The following is a 19712-nucleotide window of genomic DNA, read 5'->3' as shown; positions in this document are numbered from 1 at the left end:
AAGCGAGGAGGCGCATTCTACAGACCTCAGCATGGGGGTCAACAGCCTTTGTTAAAAAACTTCAAAAAAACGTAAAAAAACCTTAAAACGAACAAAAAACCATCAACCCTGATTAAATAACACACAAAACAAAGCAGCAGACACAAAAAAGGCGCCTGACGGCGCCCTTCTTAAGGTGCTAAATACATTAAACGGTTAGCAAACAATGTTTTTTCTTACCCACCTTAACCATAAAGTAAGTTCCGAACACCGATTGCTCTTCAGCAAAGATCTCAGCAGCCTTCATATTGTCCTCCACTCCGTATGCGGTGCCATTCACTACAACCGCATTACGCTGCAGAGCATCTTTAATCTGCTTGCCTGAATTTGCCATACCCGCATCAACCAAAACTGTCGTCAGTGGAGTTTCAGCTAACTTCTCACCATAAGAGGCCTGAAGATTCATTGAAGGCAATCCATCCTGACTCAATTGTGCATAATCGCTTTCGCTAAGATCAGCCAGATCACCGGAGAACAATGCCTGTGTGATTCGCTCCGCGGCTGCAAGCCCCTGATCACCATGGACCAGACGCGTTACTTCACGCGCCAACACACCCTGAGCCTCAGGACGTCCCTGGCGCTCAGCATCTTCTGCTTCGATACGCTCGATCTCGCCAACCGGCAGGAAGGTAAAGTAACGCAAGAAACGATACACGTCCGCATCCGCTGTACCCAGCCAGAACTGATAGAACGCATATGGAGAGGTTTTCGCCGCATCCAGCCAAATTGTGCCGGATTCTGTTTTACCAAACTTAGTACCGTCGGACTTAGTAATCAGCGGCAGTGTCAGGCCAAATACCTGATTACCATTTTTACGGCGAGACAGTTCGATACCACCGGTGATGTTACCCCACTGATCAGAACCGCCGATTTGCAACGTTACACCGTGCGCTTCATTAAGCTTCTGAAAATCATAGGACTGCAGGATCATGTAGGTGAATTCGGTAAAGGAGATACCCTCGCCTTCGCGATCAATACGCTGCTTCACAGATTCTTTTGCAATCATCTGGTTAACAGAAAAATGCTTACCTACGTCACGCAGAAAAGTCAGCACATCAACATTCTGGGTCCAGTCAAGATTGTTCACAACCTCTGCGCTGTTAGCGCCGGATTCGAAATCGATAAACTGGCTAACCTGTGCTTTGAGCTTCTCCACCCAGTTGGCAACCACATCGTCGGAGTTTAACTTACGCTCCTGAGCTTTAAAGCTTGGATCACCGATCAGACCCGTCGCACCGCCCACCAATGCATAAGGCTTGTGGCCATATTCCTGAAAACGCTTAAGTGTCAGCAGCGGCACCAAACTACCAATATGCAGACTGTCAGCAGTCGGGTCAAAACCGCAATAGAGAGACACATTGCCTTCTGCCAGATGTTTTTCCAGTTCGTCTTCGCTGGTCATCTGCGCGACCAGGCCGCGTGCTTGAAGATCTTGTAGCAGAGTCATGTCACTCATGGGGCCGTTTTACCTTAAATGTTATCTATACCGATTAAGAAAGGCGCTTATTCTACCGAGAGCCACAGCCACAAACAAACAATCTACGGGCCATTGCTTAAGTTTTAATCAGCTGCGCCGACATTTTGTAAAGAAAGTGGCATAATCCCCTCAATTTGCTATTGGAAATATTTACCGGAGCCACCCGTGCTTAAAGATCAGCTCAGACGATTCAAGGGGCGATTCCCCACGATCCATTTGATTGCTGCCTGCTTGTGCGCTTCTATCATTGGCCTGACATTGACGTTGCTGCCATCAGAAGAAGTATCAGCGACTAGAACTACCCAGCAACTCAATTTACCCAAGCAGACACGCGAATCGCTGCCATTACCCGATACACGCAGCACCTCCTTACCTGCGGTTCAGCCCCTGCAAGCCAAGCTGGAAATTCCGACCCCTGTGACTCATGCGACGCCTGCTGTATCGACACCTAAAGCAGCTCCTGCGGTCGACGATAACTGGGTCAGTTACACCATCGGCAAAGGCGACACCCTGTCTTCGCTTTTCTCAAAAGCAGGCCTGAGCTCTCAAGACGTTTATAGCGTTACGAATGCCTCGCGCCACAATAAGGGTTTATCTCGAATCTATCCCGGTCAGGAAATATCATTCCTGATCGAGAACGACGAGCTAAAGAAACTTCGCCTGATTCGCTCGAAGCTGGTAAGCACACAAATTGAAAAAACCGAAAACGGCTACGTTTCCCAGATCATCGAACGCAAACCCGAGATTCAACACCGATATGCCAGCGGCGTTATAAATTCGTCGCTATTTGTTGATGCAGAGAAAGCCGGACTTTCTAACCGCATGATCATGTCTTTAGCTTCGATCTTTGGCTGGGATGTAGATTTTGCACTGGATATTCGTCAGGGCGATAGCTTCAGCGTTATTTATGAAGAGCGCTTCCTCGATGGAAAGATGATTGGGGAAGGCAATATTATCGCTGCACAGTTTACTAACCAGGGACGATTAGTAACGGCACTGCGCTTTACTGACAGCAACGGCACGAGCAGCTATTACACGCCTAACGGGAAAAGCATGCGCAAGGCTTTTCTGCGGACGCCGGTTGATTTTGCCCGCATCAGCTCTCGCTTTAACCTGAAACGCAAGCATCCCGTTCTTAATCGTATCCGTGCCCATAAAGGTACCGATTATGCCGCACGCACCGGCACGCCAATCAAAGCTTCAGGTGACGGTAAAATCATCTGGCGCGGCACCAAAGGCGGCTTTGGCCGAGCGGTTATCATTCAGCATGGTAGCAACATCACTACCTTGTATGCCCACATGTCGAAATACCGCAAAGGCCAGCGCTCAGGTAGCCGGGTCAAACAAGGTGATATCATCGGTTATGTCGGTCAGTCGGGGCTGGCCAGTGGACCTCACCTGCACTATGAGTTCCGTCTAAACGGCGTACACAAAAATCCAATGCGCGTAAAGTTTCCAAACGCGGCTCCTATTCCAAAGAAAGAGCGCCCTGCATTCAAGGCGGTCGCCGCTACACTCATGACACAACTTGAGTCCTACCGCACCACTCAAGTGGCTGTTTTACAGCAATGAAAGAACACGACATCTTTATCGGGCTGATGTCTGGAACCAGCCTTGACGGTATCGACGCGGTCGCGGTTCGCTTTGCACCAACATTTGAGTTATTGGGGAGTTGCAGCTGCGAACTGCCAAGCACGGTACGCGATCAGATTTTGACGCTCTGCACCCCCGGCAATGATGAAATTGACCGCATGGGCAAACTGGATCAAACATTGGCTCAACTGTTTGCAGATGCGGCGCTGAAGCTTATGGCAACGCTGAATTTGAGTGCCGATCAGGTGACCGCTATTGGCAGCCATGGACAAACAATTCGGCACCGCCCTGAACACGGTTTCACACTGCAGATAGGTAACCCCAGTCTGATCAGTGAACTGACGGGGATCACCACCGTAGCCGACTTCCGCCCGCGCGACATCGCTGCGGGAGGCGAAGGCGCGCCCTTGGTCCCAGCCTTTCACAAAGCCCTGTTTTCCGACCGGCAACATCCCCGCATTGTCTTGAACATCGGCGGCATGTCGAATATCACGTGGTTACCGGCGGACCAGTCCCAAATCGTTATGGGTTACGATACCGGCCCGGGCAACGTCTTGTTGGATGGCTGGATTTCCGCGCAGCAACAGCGCAGTTATGACGCCGAAGGCTGTTGGGCTGCACAAGGTAACGTAGACGCCCAACTGTTAGACCAGCTGTTAAGCCTGCCCTATTTCAGCAAGCCTGCTCCCAAAAGCACCGGCCGCGAACAATTTAATATGGCTTGGCTACAGGAACAAATGACGCTCTGTAGCTGCACCTCGGCCCCACAAGATGTACAAGCCACACTGCTGGAACTAACTGCGCGCACGATTAGTGACCAGATACGTACTTTTTTAGCAGAAGGCGTCTCAGACATTTTTGTGTGCGGTGGTGGCAGTCATAACCAGACGTTACTTAAACGTCTGTCACAGCTGCTGAGTCCGATTAAGGTCAACACAACCGATGCGCTAGGGCTACACCCTGACTGGGTCGAAGCCTGCGCTTTCGCCTGGCTGGCGAAACAAACTCTCAACGGCCTAAGCGGAAACTTACCGGATGTAACCGGCGCACGCGGGGAACGCATTTTGGGTGCAATTTACCCGGCATAGATAACGCGGGTCTTTCAGAAGTGAATAAAGAGCGGGATGATCGGACGACCATCCCGTTATAGGATCAGATAGAGAACGAGGAACCACAACCACAGGTGGTTGTTGCGTTCGGGTTGTTAATCACAAACTGAGAACCCGCCAAGCCCTCTTTGTAATCCACTTCGGACCCGACCAGATACTGGAAGCTCATCGCGTCCACGACCATCTCTACACCATTACGCTCAATGGTGGTGTCATCTTCGGCAACAGCTTCATCAAAGGTAAAGCCGTAAGAGAAACCGGCACAACCACCACCAGTGATGTACACCCGCAGTTTCAGGTTATCGTTCTCTTCCTCTTCAATCAGATTGCGCACCTTATTCGCCGCAGCGTCGGTGAACATCATTGAAGCTTCCGCAGTTGGATCTACTGTTTCAATCATCTTGCAATAACACCTACTTAGTCAGGCGGACATTATCAGCTTAACCAAGCAATTCAGTCAAGTATTAAAGATACCTTATGGCATCATACCCACTTGTTCCAGACCTGCGGTCTCTGGCAGGTCAAACATGATATTCATGTTCTGTACCGCCTGACCGGCAGCCCCTTTCACCAGATTGTCGATCACAGACAGGACGACGACAGTGTCCTGGTTGCCCGGACGATGCACGCTGATACGACACTGGTTAGCGCCTTTTACACTGCGGGTTTCAGGATGACTGCCTGCTGGCATCACATCAACGAATGGTTCGTTGGCATAACGCTCTTCGAACATCTTTTGCAGATCATGATCAACCGGGTCACGCAGAATTCCGTACAAGGTTGCGTGAATACCACGAATCATCGGCGTCAGGTGCGGCACAAACGTCAATCCAACCGGACGTTCTGCTGCGGCAGACAAACCTTGTTTAATCTCTGGCAGGTGACGGTGTCCCGGAACGGCATATGCTTTCATGCTTTCACTGCTTTCACACAGTAAAGAGCCAACATTTGCACCACGTCCAGCACCACTCACACCGGATTTACAATCAGCGATCAGACGACGATGGTCGATCAGCTTATTTTCAATCAACGGCAGATAACCCAATTGAGCAGCCGTTGGATAACACCCCGGGCAGGCGATCAGCGTCGCTTCGCGAATCTGCTCACGGTTTACTTCAGGCAGACCATAGACTGCTGCTGCAGCGGCTTCAGGTGCGGTGTGCTCCATGCCGTACCACTGAGACCAGACATCCAGATCTTTAATACGGAAATCCGCACCCAGATCGATCACTTTAACGCCCTTGTCCACCAGCTCTGGAGCCATTTTCATCGCTACGCCATGAGGCGTTGCGAAGAACACAACGTCACACTTTGACAGGGTATCAACGTCCGGCACAGTAAATTCCAGATCGTAGCGGCCGCGCAGGTTCGGATACATATCAGCGATGCGCACGCCCTCTTCGGAGCGGGATGTAATCACTTCCACCTGAGCTTCTGGGTGATTCGCCAAAAGGCGTAACAATTCAACACCGGTGTATCCAGTACCACCTACGATACCTACTTTAACCACAACGACCTCACATCCATCAGTACCTAAAATTGGGTGTTTATGATACAAAGCGTCAGTCATAATAGCTATTAATCCTGCGATATTAAGCCTAATAGATGATCAAAGACTGGTTTTCCCTAGAGCATTTTCGCCACCGTCTGGCCCATGTCGACGCGTTGCCACAATTGGTTGTGATCGGCCTGTTGTCTGGCATAGCCACCGGTTTGTTGATCATCCTTTTCCGTTTGACCGTGGATCTGTCACAACAGTTTCTACTACCCAGCGGGCTGAGTGAGGACTTCGAATCACTCTCATCAATACAACGCTTTATATTTCCTGCCGTGGGCAGTGTGCTTCTGTTTTTACTCCTCTTCCGCTTGAGGCCCGATCAACGCCGGGTCGGTCCTGCGCACGTCTTGGAGCGCATGGGCTACCATCAGGCTCACCTGCCGCTGAGCAACCTGCTGGTTCAGTTTTTTGGCGGTGCAACGTCCCTCATTAGCGGCCATTCAGTTGGGCGAGAAGGGCCAGCCATTCACCTCGGCGCAGGATTCAGCAGCTTACTGGGACAATGGTTTAAATTACCCAATAATTCACTGCGTATTCTAGTGGGATGTGGCACAGCCGCCGCGATCGCAGCCGCCTTTAATACACCCTTGGCGGGCGTCGTTTTTGCCATGGAAGTGGTCATGCTGGAATACACCGTGATCGGTTTTACCCCCGTGGTAGTCGCTGCCGTTGCGGCCGATATCATGGTGCGCTTCACCCTTGGAAGCGAGATCGATCTGGCCGTACCCATCCTGGAAGTCGAAACGCTTAACGAGATCCCCTACATCATGTTTGTGGGATTATGTATTGGCTGCCTGGCGGCATTGTTCAATCGCATCATGGTCAAAACCCAAAGTTACGGTAAACACCCTCTGTCGCTACGTCTGGGTATTGCAGCGTTACTGATTGGTAGTGTTGCGCTGGTCTACCCTCAGCTGATGGGCGTGGGATATGACACTCTCTCCGCCGCGCTGAACGGTGAACTGGCGCTGGGCCTGCTTATCGGCCTGATGGTGACCAAACTGATCATTACCCCCATCACGCTTGGCTTGGGTGTGCCGGGCGGAATCATTGGTCCCAGTTTTATGGTTGGTGCGCTGGCCGGTGGTGCGCTGGGCCTGATCGGTGACCATATGACCAACCAACCCGTCGCTCACGTGGGTTTCTATGCCATGCTGGGTATGGGCGCGATGATGGGTGCCTTGCTTAATGCTCCACTGGCAGCTCTCATCGCTCTGCTGGAACTGACCGGGAATCCCAACATCATACTGCCTGCAATGATTGCCATTGTGACCAGCAATCTGACCGTCCGTTATCTGTTCGGCCTGCCATCGGTGTTTGTGTCTTCGCTTCGCGCGCTAGGGCTGGATTATCACTACGAGCCCATCACGCAAGCGATGTCTGGCGTAGCCGTCAGCAGCCTGATCACCCGGGACTTTATCTCCGTACCACAAGAGATCGATAGAGACACCGCCAAGTCACTCAACCTTGAAGCCCAGCACTGGCTGTTAATTGATGACAAAGAACGTTTCTTGCTTGATCCCTCCGATCTGCTCACTTACCTCGCGCGTAAACCCGATCAGGCCACCATCGATCTGGCCCATATTCCGGCCCTGCACAGGGACTTGTTGGAGATCAGTTATCGTGCCACATTGCATGAAGCGCTGGATCTGATGAATGAATCCGAACTCGATGCGGTGATTGTGACCGATCTGAACCAGCGAGTTCTGGGCATTCTGACCCGCGACCACATCGAGCAGTCTTACAGGAATAACTTACGCCAATGACCAAATTTGAACTGCACGGCCTCTACGCCATCACGGACAGCGTGCTGATGCCGGAAGACAATGAACTGCTCAGCCGAATCGAAGCAGCCCTTCGGGGAGGCACCCGTATCGTGCAGTATCGCGATAAATCAGACGATTCAATCAAACGGTTGCGTCAGGCACGGGCGCTGGTTGACCTGTGCCAGCAGTTCCACGTACCACTGGTTATCAACGACGATGCGAATCTGGCGAAAGCATCTGGCGCGGCGGGCGTCCATCTTGGGCAAAGTGACGGCCTGATCAGTGAAGCACGGGCGCTACTGGGCAATAGCGCGATTATCGGCACCACGTGCCACGCCAACCTTGAATATGCAATCACTGCACAGCAGGCGGGAGCCGACTATATCGCATATGGCGCATTTTACGCTTCCAGAACCAAACCAAATGCGACACCTGCGCCGCTGTCCTTACTGGGCGAGAGCAAGGCACAGATCAAGCTGCCAACAGTAGCGATTGGTGGCATTACCGTGGATAATGCTGCGCAAACACTTACAGCCGGTGCCGATATGCTGGCAGTGGTTCACGCCCTGCTAGCCGCCGATGATGTCGAGCAGCAAGCGCGCCGGTTTAGCCAACTATTTCCAACAGTTTCATAGAGAGAATCCCCACCATGTCCCGATCTGAATCACTTTTTCAGGATGCTCAGAAACATATTCCGGGCGGCGTAAACTCCCCTGTACGTGCCTTTAAAGGCGTCGGTGGTACGCCAATCTTCTTCAAAAGTGGCGAAGGCGCTTACCTGTATGACGAAGATGACAAAGAATATATCGATTATGTCGGCTCCTGGGGGCCGATGATTCTGGGTCACTCCAATCCTGCCGTACTGGACGCGGTACGTGGTTCTCTGGATAACGGTCTGGGTTTTGGTGCACCCACCGCGATTGAAATCGAGATGGCAGACAAGGTCTGCGAAATCATGCCATCGATGGAACTGGTCCGTATGGTCAGCTCCGGTACCGAAGCAACCATGAGCGCGATTCGTCTGGCACGAGGTTACACCGGTCGCGATAAAATCGTTAAGTTCGAAGGTTGTTACCACGGTCACTCCGATTCCCTGTTGGTTAAAGCAGGCTCCGGCATGCTGACACTGGGTGAACCAAGTTCTCCGGGTGTTCCAGCAGCTCTGGCTGAACACACCATCACCCTGAACCACAACGACATTGACAGCGTGCGCAAAGCGTTCGAAGAGGTCGGTGATCAGATCGCCTGCATCATTGTTGAGCCAGTGGCTGGCAACATGAACTGTATTCCACCGGTGCCCGGTTTCCTTGAAGGTCTGCGTGAAGTCTGTGACCAGTACGGTACTGTGCTGATTTTTGATGAAGTGATGACCGGCTTCCGTGTCGCACTGGGCGGTGCGCAAGCCGTCTACAACGTTAAACCGGACCTGACCACACTGGGTAAAGTGATCGGTGGCGGTCTGCCGGTGGGTGCATTTGGCGGCAAACGTGAAATCATGGAATTCATCGCGCCACTGGGGCCTGTTTATCAGGCGGGCACACTGTCCGGCAACCCTCTGGCGATGGCAGCAGGTCTGGCCATGCTGAACGCAATTTCTGCACCGGGCTTCTATGATCAGCTGGCCGCTAAAGTTGAGTTCCTGACTGAAGGCCTGAAAGCCGCAGCCATGTCGAACGGTATTCCATTCACCACCAGTCGTGTAGGCGGTATGTTTGGTCTGTTCTTCACCGAACAGGAAAAAGTAACCAGCTTCGCCGAATCCATGGCCTGCGATGCAGACCGCTTCGCCAAGTTCTTCCACGGTATGCTGGAACAGGGTATTTATTTGGCACCATCCGCATTTGAAGCGGGTTTTGTATCAGCTGCACATAGCCAGACAGATATCGAAGCGACCATCGCTGCGGCAGATCAGGTGTTCGCATCTCTGAAATGAGCCAGTTAATGATCGGCAATATCGCCCTGATGATCTGCGCACTGTTTGTGGCAGCGCGCGGTTATCGGGTGGGCGGTGAGCACTACACATCAGGATTCGTGATCAGCCTGTCTTCGGTCTTTATTGCAGCATCAGCCGCTGGCAACCTGCTGTTGAGCGGCACACTGGATCAGGATCAGCAGACGTTACTGCGGATGCTGAACAATCTTGCGTACTATGCTGCGATTCCGTTGATTGGTACGGCGTTGCTGGCCGATGCGATCGGCCAGAATTGGCAGAAACCGACCTGGGGCCGCTGGTTGCTGGCCTTACTGGCACTGTTCGAGATCACCCGCCGCGCGGAATCCGGCACAGAGTACAGCCAGATCATGGCGGTACTGGTAGCGGCATCCATGCTGTTTGCAGCGCTACGCTACAGCAGGCTGCCTGCGCGGATCGGCAGTCTATTTGCCGCCATCGCGTTGGGGGCAGGTGTATTGCTGTTCAGCCCAATAAGCCTGTCGCCTGAGTACCAGAACGCTCTAGCTTATCCGCTGGCGCTGGCGATCATGCTATTGGCCTCAGCCCAAGTACTGCCCAGGCTAAAACCGGGTAACTAAGGGCTCATCTAAGCAGGGAAGCATATTGCTTTCCCTGCTTCTCCTCTCCCCCCATCCTTATCATCCGAAAATTAGCCAATATCAAGGCATTGCTCACCTGCTCCTCTACTCTCTTCGATTGAGTTATCAAAGGAGTGTTGCCATGGAGCAAACGTTCGCAACCCCACCCACCACTGAAAACATCAACACAAAATCGGCTAACCGCATCATGCCCGGTGATCTGGCCATGTGGATGTTCATTGCAGCGGAGCTGTCCGTATTTGCCCTGTTGTTTCTGCTGTTCAGTGTATTGCGTGCCTCCAACCCGGATCTGTTCACCGCAGGCCAGCAAACGCTCCATCCACTGGCAGGCCTGATCAATACACTGGCCCTGATCAGCGCCAGCTGGCTGGTCGTGCAGGCAGTTATCCACAACCGCACAGGACAGCCTCAGCGCGGAGCCCTGTGGATGTTTTTGGCGATTGTAGCGGCATCTGTTTATGTGGGAGTGAAGTGCTGGGAGTACTGGCAACTGGGCAGTGCAGGCTATGATCTGGACAGCAATGCCTTTTACACCGGGTACTTCCTAATTACCGGGTTTCACTTACTGCACGTGCTGCTAGGTATGGTCATTCTGCTGTTCATGGTGGTGAAACTACGCCGTGGCGCCTATGTGGAAGGTCAGACCAGCGGCCTGGAAAGCGGCGCCTGTTATTGGCATATGGTGGACTTGGTTTGGGTCCTGTTATTCCCTCTGATCTATGTGATTCGCTGATGAAAAATCCACACCTGATCTGGTTGCTGCTCATACTCACAACCCTATCCAGCTATGCACTGGCCGAAGACTCGGTTCATCCAGCAGTCATTGGTATCATCCTGCTACTCACCAGCATTAAAGGCGCTCTGATTATCGATGGTTTCATGGAGCTGCACGGCGTGAGCCATCTGGTCCGCCGTGCGTTACACTTGTACTGTCCGGTGCTCGCATTATCGATCTGGGGGATTCTGCAATTCTAGACAGGGGCCTTAGAAGCCGGGCTTAGTGGCCAAACGCTCTGAGCCCGCTAACATCATGCACCTCAATGCGGGAACCTTTGACACTGATCAGCCCCTGCACTTTCATCTCTTTGATCAAACGAGAAAACGTTTCCGGCTGCATTGCCAACTGGGAAGCGATGAGCTGTTTCGCCATCGGCAGTTGAATTTCACCCGACGTTGCCGCCGGATCAGGCAGCAAACCAAACAGATAATTCCCTAACCGATGGCGGGTATTCTGCAAGGTCAGGGTTTCAATCTCATTGATACGACGATGCAATTTCATCGCCATGTTGCCCATCACCCCCATCGCACACTCTGGGGTTGCCAGAATCAGTTCTTTATAGAGCTGACTGGGGACCGAAACCACTTCAGTTTTACCCATCGCTTCTGCGTTCAACGGATAGGCCTTTTGCTGAAGAAACATCAACGCTTCTGCAAACGCCTCGCCCTGACGCACCACTTCGATCACCTTGGTCAGGCCATCCGGTGAAACACGGAACAATTTAATCGTGCCGGACAACACCAGATAAAAATGCTGTGCTTCTGCGCCCTGATGAAAAAGGCTTTCCTCAGCATCCAGTTTCACCAATCGGCAGGACTGCGCCAGTTTTTCCAGATCATTTGCCGACAAAGAGCTACATAGGTGATGGGAGCGCAATGCACTTTTCACTGGGCTGTCGGTGATCAGGTTCTCTGCCGGTATTTTCATAGTTCGGAATATCTCCCAGTGCCTTTGGCATGTCTGAGTTTCAGTGTAGTTGTAGGGTAAGCAAAGTCGCCACATTAGCATGCTCATGTTTAAAGTGGGCAGATCCACTGCAAAAAGATGTATTAAAAATATTCTTTTTAAATGAAATTGATTTTTCTCAAGTTTATCCAACAGGCAATACCCGACACTATCTCTCGGTTATTCACAAATTCTCGTGAGCCGGGATACGGAGCCTGACCATGAACGAAACTTTTACCAAATCTATGGCCCGGAACATCTTCTATGGAGGCAGTTTGTTCTTCATTTTGGTGTTTATCGGCCTGACTTTCCACACGGAAAGGGTACTGCCTGAGCGCGACCATCGGGAGAACATCACTCCTGAAGTCGTCCTAGGTAAAAAAGTCTGGGAAGACAACAACTGTATCGGTTGTCACTCTCTGCTGGGCGAAGGTGCTTACTTTGCACCTGAACTGGGTAACGTCTACAAACGCTACGGTAACAGCACCGAAGCTATTATCGGCTTTATCAAAAGCCGTCCGGTTGATGGTATTCCAGGACGCCGCAGCATGCCGCAGTTCAATCTCTCAGACGAAGAACTTAAAGCCGTTGCCGAGTTCCTGAAATGGACCTCAGAGATTAACACCAGCAACTGGCCGCCTAATATTCAGGGCTAAGGATACCGATTATGAAATTCCAATCTCAATCCGTTGCAATGCCCTATTTCATAGCGGCATTGGGCCTGTTTGTAGGCCAGATCATATTCGGCCTGATTATGGGCCTGCAGTATGTCGTCGGTGATTTCCTGTTTCCAGAAATCCCGTTTAACGTGGCCCGCATGGTTCACACCAACCTGCTGATCGTCTGGCTGCTGTTTGGCTTTATGGGTGCTGCGTACTACCTGGTTCCGGAAGAAACCGAAACAGAGCTGTACAGCCCGAAACTGGCGTGGGTTCTGTTCTGGGTATTCCTGGTTGCAGGCGCACTGACTGTACTGGGTTACCTGATGGTACCTTATGCACGTCTGGCAGAGCTGACCGGGAATGATCTATTACCCACCATGGGCAGAGAGTTCCTTGAGCAACCCACCATTACCAAAGTGGGGATCGTCGTTGTTGCACTGGGCTTCCTGTTCAACCTGGGTATGACCGTGCTCAAAGGGCGTAAGACTGTGGTCAGCACTGTACTGATGATCGGTTTGATCGGTCTGGCTGTGATGTTCCTGTTCTCCTTCTACAACCCTGAGAACCTGGTACGTGACAAGTTCTACTGGTGGTTCGTAGTTCACCTGTGGGTGGAAGGTGTCTGGGAATTGATTCTGGGTGCAATTCTGGCCTTTGTACTGATCAAAACAACCGGTGTAGACCGTGAAGTGATCGAGAAATGGCTGTACATGATCATCGCGATGGCCCTGATTACCGGCATTCTGGGTACCGGCCATCACTTCTTCTGGATCGGCACACCTGAATACTGGCAGTGGTTGGGATCTATCTTCTCTGCGATGGAGCCAATTCCGTTCTTCATGATGACCCTGTTTGCCTTCAACATGGTGAACAAACGTCGCCGCGACCATCCCAACAAAGCCGCTGTTCTCTGGGCAATGGGTACCGGTGTTATGGCATTCCTTGGCGCAGGCGTCTGGGGATTCCTGCACACACTGGCACCGGTGAACTACTACACCCACGGTACTCAGATCACTGCATCGCACGGCCATATGGCGTTCTACGGTGCGTACGCCATGATCGTTATGAGCATCATCTCTTACGCTGTCCCTCAGTTGCGCGGCCGTATCGCCAACAGCAACAAAGCACAGGTGACCGAGATGTGGGGATTCTGGCTGATGACCATCTCTATGGTGTTTATCACTCTGTTCCTGACCGGCGCTGGTATCTTGCAGGTCTTCCTGCAGCGTTTCACAGATACACCGCTGCCATTCATGGTCGTACAGGACAAGATCGAGATCTTCTACTGGATGCGTGAAGTCGCAGGTGTGTTCTTCCTTGTTGGTCTGGTGGTTTATCTGGCCAGCTTCTTTGTAGGCAATGACCAGCAAGCTGATGCGGACTGTACTAAAGCGATCGCTAAACAGCGTGATCTGGAAACCGCCGTTGCAGAGTAATCTCCGCAGCTAAGCAGTCACCTCTCTGCCTGCCCGTGAAAAGGCGGGCAGAGTTTCTTAAAGAGATTGACCACCATGTCACAGTCCAACACTGTCTCTATCGACGCTAACGACCAGCTCCCCTTCTACGTACCACAGCACAACGAAGTGGAACTGTTCCAGCATGCCTATAGCCACCAGCTCCCAGTCCTGATCAAAGGCCCTACGGGCTGCGGTAAAACACGTTTTATCAGCCACATGGCGGAAAAACTGGGCTTGCCTTTGTACACCGTGTCTTGCCATGACGATCTGACCGCCTCAGATCTGGTCGGCCGCTATCTGATCGGTGATGGCACCACCGAATGGCACGACGGTCCGCTCACCCGTGCCGTGCGCGAGGGCGGAATCTGTTACCTCGACGAAGTGGTAGAAGCACGTAAAGACACCACTGTTGTTATCCACCCCCTGACCGATGACCGCCGCATCCTGCCACTGGACCGCACCGGTGAAGTGCTGCAGGCACCGAAGAATTTTATGCTGGTTGTGTCTTATAACCCGGGTTACCAAAACCTGATGAAAGGCCTAAAACCCAGCACCCGTCAGCGATTTATTTCGATGACCTTTAACTACCTCTCTCCGGAAGAGGAATTGCAGGTACTGCAGGCAGAAACCGGACTCGATCAACTGTTTTGTCAGCGCCTGATTCGTTTAGCAACCGGCCTGCGTAACCTGAAAGATATGGATCTGGAAGAAGGTGCCAGCACCCGCCTGCTGGTCTATACCGCCACGCTGATTAAAGCTGGATTTGACCCGGTTGAGGCCTGCAGGGCCGGGCTGGTTGAGTCCCTGACCGACGATGACGATACCATCAGTGCGCTGATGGAAGTCGTTCGCGCTAACTTCAACAGCTGAGACCACCGCAATGGAAGAACAGGTTGGACAGTTCTGGGATCGATTCATCACCCGTATCGCCGATCCCGGCCATCATCATGATGCCGTTCTACTGAACGATCTGCGCAAACCCTTAGCGGTGTTCTTTCGTACGCTCGGCGGTGAGCCAGGACTAACCATCCGTGCCTCCAGCGAAACCGGCAACAAAAGCCGCCGTAACTGGCTGCAGAAACTCGCCGGCAGCAATCGCCGTATTGCACTGGCATGGCGAGATGACGATACCCTCTGCCTGCCAGAAAAACTTAATGTTTATCCACAGGCACAGCTGAACCGCGATCTGTACTACTGGTTAGCAGCACTCGCGTGTGCACCAACGTTTCCTAATGACAACTGGATCAGCCGCAGTCAGCAACAAATCCTCTGGGTACTGAAGCAATATCCGGGCCTGAATACGCGTTATAAGAATCTCTGCAACGCACTGATTCCTCTGCGTCCGGCCTCACTAAAAGGCAATGATCTAAAAGCAGAACAGCTCATTCAGCAGGCCCTGTTACAGCCCGGCTCCGTCGACACACTGCCTGAAGGTAAACACGCCCCGGCACCGGTTCCTCTCTGGCTACATCCGTTTCCACCCGTTTCAGCGGCCACCAGCGATATCAGCGTGATGCCTGAAGGTGAGGAGCAGCACAACAACGGGGGGCAGAGCGAAGACAGCAAACAGCAGAAAAAACGTCAGGCCGAACGTACCGAGATGCCGGAAGAAAAAGCCGGACTGCTCGCCCTGCGTTTCGAAACCAGCCTGTTTAGTCTGGCAGAGATGACCAAAGTAAATCGCGAGACAGAAGAGGAAGACGACCTCGGTTCAGCGGATGCGAACGCCGACGATCTGGAAAAGCTAAGTATCGCCCGCGACAACCAAACCATCGCTAAGCGGATTCGCTTTGACCTGGATCTGCCAGCGGAATCGCAAGACGATAAGATTCTGTCCGGACCGATTCTGCTGCCAGAATGGAATCACCGCAAACAACAACTGATACCTGACTATTGCCAGATCATCAGTATGCAGGCGGAGGGCGCTGAAGGTTGTGATATGCCCGATCACCTGCGTTACGGCGCCCAGCGTTTACGTCGCCAGTTCCAGTCTCTGCGGCCCCACAGCCAGTGGATGCGTCAGCAACCAGAAGGTTCCGAGCTGGATATGGAAGCGTACAGCCACTTCCAAGCCCAGCGCAGCGCCGGACATCTGGTGGCAGAACCCAACCTCTATGCCGATCTGCGTCAGACGCATCGGGACTTGGCTTGCCTGTTGTTAGCCGACCTGTCCCTCTCGACCGACGCCTGGGTTGCACAGCAAGCGCGCGTCATCGACATTATTCGCGATAGTTTGCTGCTGTTTGGAGAAACGCTGGCACAGACGGGAGATCGGTTCTCGATCTGTGGATTTTCCTCCCGCTACCGGGACCATGTGCGCTTTCACACCCTGAAAGGCTTCAATCAACCCTACGGACGTCAGGTTCGTGGACAGATCAACAGCATTAAACCCGGCTACTATACCCGTATGGGAGCCGCGATCAGACGGTCAACACAACTGCTGTCGGAGCAACCCAATCAGCAAAAACTGCTGTTGATTCTGACCGATGGCAAACCCAATGATCTGGACAAATATGAAGGCCGATACGGCATAGAAGATACACGGGAAGCGATCCGGGAAGCCCGCCGTGCCGGGCTGGTACCGTTTTGTATCACCATCGATGATGAAGGTGAGGACTACCTGCCTTATCTATTTGGCCGCAGTCACTACACTCTGATCCGTCGTGCCACCGAACTGCCCAGCAAACTGCCCCAACTTTACGCACGTCTGACTCGACTTTCTTCCTGATACACACTTAGTAGCGGCGGGCTTTAATCCGGGCTCGCTGCGCACCGGTACGATCACCGGCATCATCACGAATATCGGCAATTAAGTTCCAGAGTTTTTTCATCATCGGCGCCGATCCAGCTGATAACTGAACCCCTTTCAGCGCCAACTGCTCAGCTTGCTGCCAGTCACCCGCTTTCATCCTTACGCGGGACATCTCGTAATAGACTTCCGGCTCACGCGGGGCAATCCGCTGCGCCCGCTCCAACGTGCTTGCTGCCGCACTGTACGATCCTGATCGGGCCTGAGTGCGGGCACTGTCCAGCAACGCCACTACGGCGGGATTCACCCGATGTTCGCGTTCTGCTGCACGGGCCGTGACCCAACTGTCATTGGTAGATTCAGTTCCACTCTGTGCCCGCTGTGTCACTTGCTGCACAGGTTGGTGGTCGATTGCATTCACCGTGACGCCACTTTCCACCGGTGCATTGATGATCGATCCTGAAGGCGGCGGTACCTGCGCACGAGGCACCACAGGTCGACTGCGATCTTCAATCGGGGCAATATTTTTACCGCCACCCACACAGCCGGTCAGTATCAGCGTACACGCCAACAACCCCAGTTTACGCATCTCGTTCACCCTATTTTACTGTCCATTCCAGATAAGCCCGGTCGGGGCTCATCATGATTATTCCTGCCGGAACCACTGCTGAAACCACCTGAAAGAGCGCTGCACCGGATCTCGCTGACCACAGTCCACTTCGTCTTTTGGCTCAGTACCCACAATAAAGGGTACCTGCTGAGCACCTTCGCACAACTCATCCGACAGATAACCACTTTTTTCATCAACCCAGTGGTATTCCACACCTTCAGGATAGGCTGCCAGAAACGGTTCGGGTTGCTCGCGACGAATATATTCTGTCCACGCACGCAACGCACCACCCGATCCGGTAAACGGTAACTTTGAATTGTCATCCCGTCCCAACCAGACGACGGCCAGACGGTTACCCGCAAAACCTGCAAACCAGCTGTCTCTCTGACCGTTACTGGTGCCAGTTTTTCCTGCAACGTTCAGCGATGCAGGCAACTGACTGTAGACATAACGTGCTGTTCCTTCACGCACCACTTCTTGTAACGCATACTGGATCAGATGCATCTGAGATGCAGATACTGCCTGGTCAACCTCTAAGGGATAACGCGATAACTCCTCGCCTTCAGACGTAGTAACCAGACGGATAGCCCGCATCGGCATCCTGAATCCGTTTGCCGCGATCGTCTGATAAAGGGTCGCCACCTCAAATGGCGTCATCGACTCAGCGCCCAGCAACAGCGAAGGATAGCGTTTAGGGTCTCGTTCCATCCCCAGACGCTTAAGCATCTCAGCCACGTTATCCAGCCCAATGCTCATCCCTAACTGAGCGGTACTGAGGTTGTATGAATTAGACAACGACCGGTGCAAGGCAACCTGACCATGGCTTTTTTTGTCAAAATTTCGCGGTTCCCAGATCTGACCGTCTTCCATCTCCACCCGAATGGGTGCATCGTCCAGCAGCGAGGCCAAGGTATACCCCTCCTCCAACGCGGCCAGAAATACAGCGGGCTTCACCAATGATCCGATGGGTCGACGGGCGTCCAGAGCTCGGTTAAACCCTTGATAACGGGTATTTTTCCCCCCAACAACCGCCAGTACTTCAGCCGTTTGAGGGTCAGTCACGACCATGCCTCCCTGTAATCTATCGGCTCGCTGACCAAAGCGTTTTTGCAATCGGGAGACTGTTTTCACCAGAGCCGTTTCTGCACGTGCCTGTACGGTAGGGTCAAGGCTGGTGAAAACACGCAGGCCTTCTGAACTTAGCGCTTCCTCTGGATACTCTTCGCGCAACTGGCGTTTAACCAGATCAAGATAGGCCGGATACGCGCCCTTCAACAGGCTTTGCTGCTTCACCACACCCAACGGTAGTTTTTGCGCTTTGAGCATCTCCGCTTCAGTGATATCACCACCGTCCGCCAAGAGACGCAGTACCAAATTACGACGCTTTTTCGAGCGTTCGGGATTACGTCGCGGATCATAAAAAGATGGCCCTTTTACCAACCCCACCAGCAAAGCCACCTGATGCAACTGCAGTTCGTGAATCGGACGGGCGAAGTAGTACTGACTGGCCAAACCAAAACCATGCACAGCGCGGGCACCAGACTGTCCCAGGTATACCTCGTTCAGATAGGCTTCCAGGATCTCATCTTTTTCATAGTGCGCATCCAGCAACAGTGCCATCGGGATTTCAAGCAGCTTGCGCGCCAGCGTACGGTCGGACGTCAGATAAAAGTTTTTCACCAGCTGCTGAGTCAGGGTGCTGCCCCCTTGCGCAAAACGACCACTGCGCACATTCACCCACATCGCACGTGCAATACCGCGCACCGATACACCTGCGTGATCGTAAAAGTCGCGATCCTCCACGGCGATCAACGCCTGACGCAAACTGTCGGGGGCCTGATCTAAGCGGATCAGATCACGGTCTTCATTTTCTTTGGTATAGATACCACCGATTAAAACCGGTTCCAGCCGGGCCAGCGATACCGGCTGCCCGGACGCCGACCGGATTGAGCTGATACTGTTGCCCTTGAAACTGATCAGCATGTGGCGCTGCGGTTCTTCACCATCGGGGAAGAAGAAGCCACGGGTAAAAACACGGACACGGGTACGGGCGACTTCCATCGTGCCCGGCCGGGTGCTTTTCTTCACCGAAGCATACCCCAGCCCTTGCAGCTCGCGCTTCAGGTCAGACACACTCAGCTTCTGGCCAACATACAGTTCCAGCGGACGGGCATAAACTTTTGCAGGCAATGCCCAACGTTTTCCCTCAAATTTATCCCGTACCTGGGCATCCAGATAGATCAAACCAATGCCGCCCACAACCATCAGGACCAACGTCAGTTTGAGTAAAATGCCACCAAAGCGGGAGAGGAAAGAACGCTTCTTTATCGCCTTACTGCGACGACGACGGGAATTAGGTGCTCTCTTTTTTGTCATTGGCTAAGTATAATGTCTTCCTAAACAAGGTGATACAGAC

At 52.7% G+C, this 19712-nt stretch carries 18 protein-coding genes; 12 read left to right on the top strand and 6 right to left on the bottom strand.

All coding sequences use genetic code 11. The features are described from left to right. Positions 1-187: 187 nt before the first annotated feature. Positions 188-1495 carry a tyrosine--tRNA ligase gene (gene tyrS / locus IOQ59_RS18700; RefSeq protein ID WP_304621447.1) on the bottom strand — a complete coding sequence of 436 codons (1308 nt, stop codon included), beginning with the start codon at positions 1493-1495 and terminating at the stop codon, positions 188-190. A 186-nt stretch (positions 1496-1681) separates the two neighbouring features. On the opposite strand from tyrS, the gene IOQ59_RS18695 reads away from it, so the two are divergent. Together IOQ59_RS18695 and IOQ59_RS18690 are read left to right on the top strand one after the other, a co-directional pair. Further along, positions 1682-3088 carry an OapA family protein gene (locus IOQ59_RS18695; protein ID WP_193954988.1) on the top strand — a complete coding sequence of 469 codons (1407 nt, stop codon included), beginning with the start codon at positions 1682-1684 and terminating at the stop codon, positions 3086-3088. Further along, positions 3085-4197, top strand: coding sequence for an anhydro-N-acetylmuramic acid kinase (locus tag IOQ59_RS18690; protein WP_193954987.1), 1113 nt, complete (start codon positions 3085-3087; stop codon positions 4195-4197). Before IOQ59_RS18695 ends, IOQ59_RS18690 begins: the two co-directional genes overlap by 4 nt. 64 nt (positions 4198-4261) lie before the next feature. On the opposite strand, the gene erpA is transcribed toward IOQ59_RS18690, so the two are convergent. Both erpA and argC read right to left on the bottom strand, forming a co-directional pair. Beyond that, positions 4262-4618, bottom strand: a complete 357-nt coding sequence (erpA, locus tag IOQ59_RS18685) for an iron-sulfur cluster insertion protein ErpA (protein WP_193954986.1) — start codon at positions 4616-4618, stop codon at positions 4262-4264. 75 nt (positions 4619-4693) lie between these two features. Next, positions 4694-5728, bottom strand: coding sequence for an N-acetyl-gamma-glutamyl-phosphate reductase (gene argC / locus IOQ59_RS18680; protein ID WP_193954992.1), 1035 nt, complete (start codon positions 5726-5728; stop codon positions 4694-4696). A 95-nt stretch (positions 5729-5823) separates the two neighbouring features. On the opposite strand from argC, the gene IOQ59_RS18675 reads away from it, so the two are divergent. Genes IOQ59_RS18675 through IOQ59_RS18650 form a run of 6 tightly spaced genes read left to right on the top strand, consistent with a single transcriptional unit; the run spans position 5824 to position 11070 of the window. Beyond that, complete coding sequence (locus IOQ59_RS18675; RefSeq protein ID WP_193954985.1) at positions 5824-7542, top strand: chloride channel protein; 1719 nt, start codon at positions 5824-5826, stop codon at positions 7540-7542. Further along, positions 7539-8177 (top strand): thiamine phosphate synthase, encoded by a 639-nt coding sequence (gene thiE / locus IOQ59_RS18670; RefSeq protein WP_193954984.1) that lies wholly within the window; start codon positions 7539-7541, stop codon positions 8175-8177. Before IOQ59_RS18675 ends, thiE begins: the two co-directional genes overlap by 4 nt. Before the next feature lie 14 nt (positions 8178-8191). Further along, the gene (gene hemL / locus IOQ59_RS18665) at positions 8192-9475 is read left to right on the top strand and encodes a glutamate-1-semialdehyde 2,1-aminomutase (RefSeq protein WP_193954983.1); all 1284 of its coding nucleotides are present in this window, start codon (positions 8192-8194) and stop codon (positions 9473-9475) included. Then, the gene (locus IOQ59_RS18660; RefSeq protein WP_193954982.1) at positions 9472-10074 is read left to right on the top strand and encodes a hypothetical protein; all 603 of its coding nucleotides are present in this window, start codon (positions 9472-9474) and stop codon (positions 10072-10074) included. The genes hemL and IOQ59_RS18660 overlap by 4 nt, the downstream gene beginning before the upstream one ends. A 25-nt stretch (positions 10075-10099) precedes the next feature. Beyond that, on the top strand, positions 10100-10828 hold the full coding sequence (locus IOQ59_RS18655) for a cytochrome c oxidase subunit 3 family protein (RefSeq protein WP_228051010.1): 729 nt from the start codon (positions 10100-10102) through the stop codon (positions 10826-10828). Further along, positions 10828-11070, top strand: a complete 243-nt coding sequence (locus tag IOQ59_RS18650; RefSeq protein WP_193954981.1) for a cytochrome C oxidase subunit IV family protein — start codon at positions 10828-10830, stop codon at positions 11068-11070. Before IOQ59_RS18655 ends, IOQ59_RS18650 begins: the two co-directional genes overlap by 1 nt. A 22-nt stretch (positions 11071-11092) precedes the next feature. On the opposite strand, the gene IOQ59_RS18645 is transcribed toward IOQ59_RS18650, so the two are convergent. Next, complete coding sequence (locus IOQ59_RS18645) at positions 11093-11800, bottom strand: Crp/Fnr family transcriptional regulator (RefSeq protein WP_193954980.1); 708 nt, start codon at positions 11798-11800, stop codon at positions 11093-11095. 239 nt (positions 11801-12039) lie between these two features. Here IOQ59_RS18645 and IOQ59_RS18640 point away from each other — a divergent pair, with 239 nt between their 5' ends. The 4 genes from IOQ59_RS18640 to IOQ59_RS18625 all read left to right on the top strand — a co-directional run bounded on the left by IOQ59_RS18640 (position 12040) and on the right by IOQ59_RS18625 (position 16665). Next, positions 12040-12474 carry a c-type cytochrome gene (locus IOQ59_RS18640; RefSeq protein ID WP_193954979.1) on the top strand — a complete coding sequence of 145 codons (435 nt, stop codon included), beginning with the start codon at positions 12040-12042 and terminating at the stop codon, positions 12472-12474. Positions 12475-12485: 11 nt separating this feature from the next. After that, positions 12486-13916 carry a cbb3-type cytochrome c oxidase subunit I gene (locus IOQ59_RS18635; protein ID WP_193954978.1) on the top strand — a complete coding sequence of 477 codons (1431 nt, stop codon included), beginning with the start codon at positions 12486-12488 and terminating at the stop codon, positions 13914-13916. A gap of 75 nt (positions 13917-13991) precedes the next feature. After that, positions 13992-14807: a CbbQ/NirQ/NorQ/GpvN family protein gene (locus IOQ59_RS18630; protein WP_193954977.1), complete on the top strand. Its 816-nt coding sequence runs from the start codon at positions 13992-13994 to the stop codon at positions 14805-14807. A gap of 10 nt (positions 14808-14817) precedes the next feature. Next, positions 14818-16665, top strand: a complete 1848-nt coding sequence (locus IOQ59_RS18625; protein WP_193954976.1) for a nitric oxide reductase activation protein NorD — start codon at positions 14818-14820, stop codon at positions 16663-16665. Between the two features lie 7 nt (positions 16666-16672). Here the strand turns inward: IOQ59_RS18625 and IOQ59_RS18620 are convergent, their stop codons facing one another. Continuing rightward, on the bottom strand, positions 16673-17275 hold the full coding sequence (locus IOQ59_RS18620; protein WP_193954975.1) for a tetratricopeptide repeat protein: 603 nt from the start codon (positions 17273-17275) through the stop codon (positions 16673-16675). Positions 17276-17332: 57 nt separating this feature from the next. After that, the gene (gene mrcB, locus IOQ59_RS18615) at positions 17333-19672 is read right to left on the bottom strand and encodes a penicillin-binding protein 1B (protein WP_193954974.1); all 2340 of its coding nucleotides are present in this window, start codon (positions 19670-19672) and stop codon (positions 17333-17335) included. Positions 19673-19712: the final 40 nt, after the last annotated feature.

This window comes from Pontibacterium sinense (assembly GCF_015209595.1).
GTDB classification, from domain to species: Bacteria; Pseudomonadota; Gammaproteobacteria; order Pseudomonadales; family Balneatricaceae; genus Pontibacterium; species Pontibacterium sinense.
The sequence above is the reverse complement of the archived record's forward strand: the minus strand, read 5'-3'. Positions and strand labels throughout refer to the sequence as shown.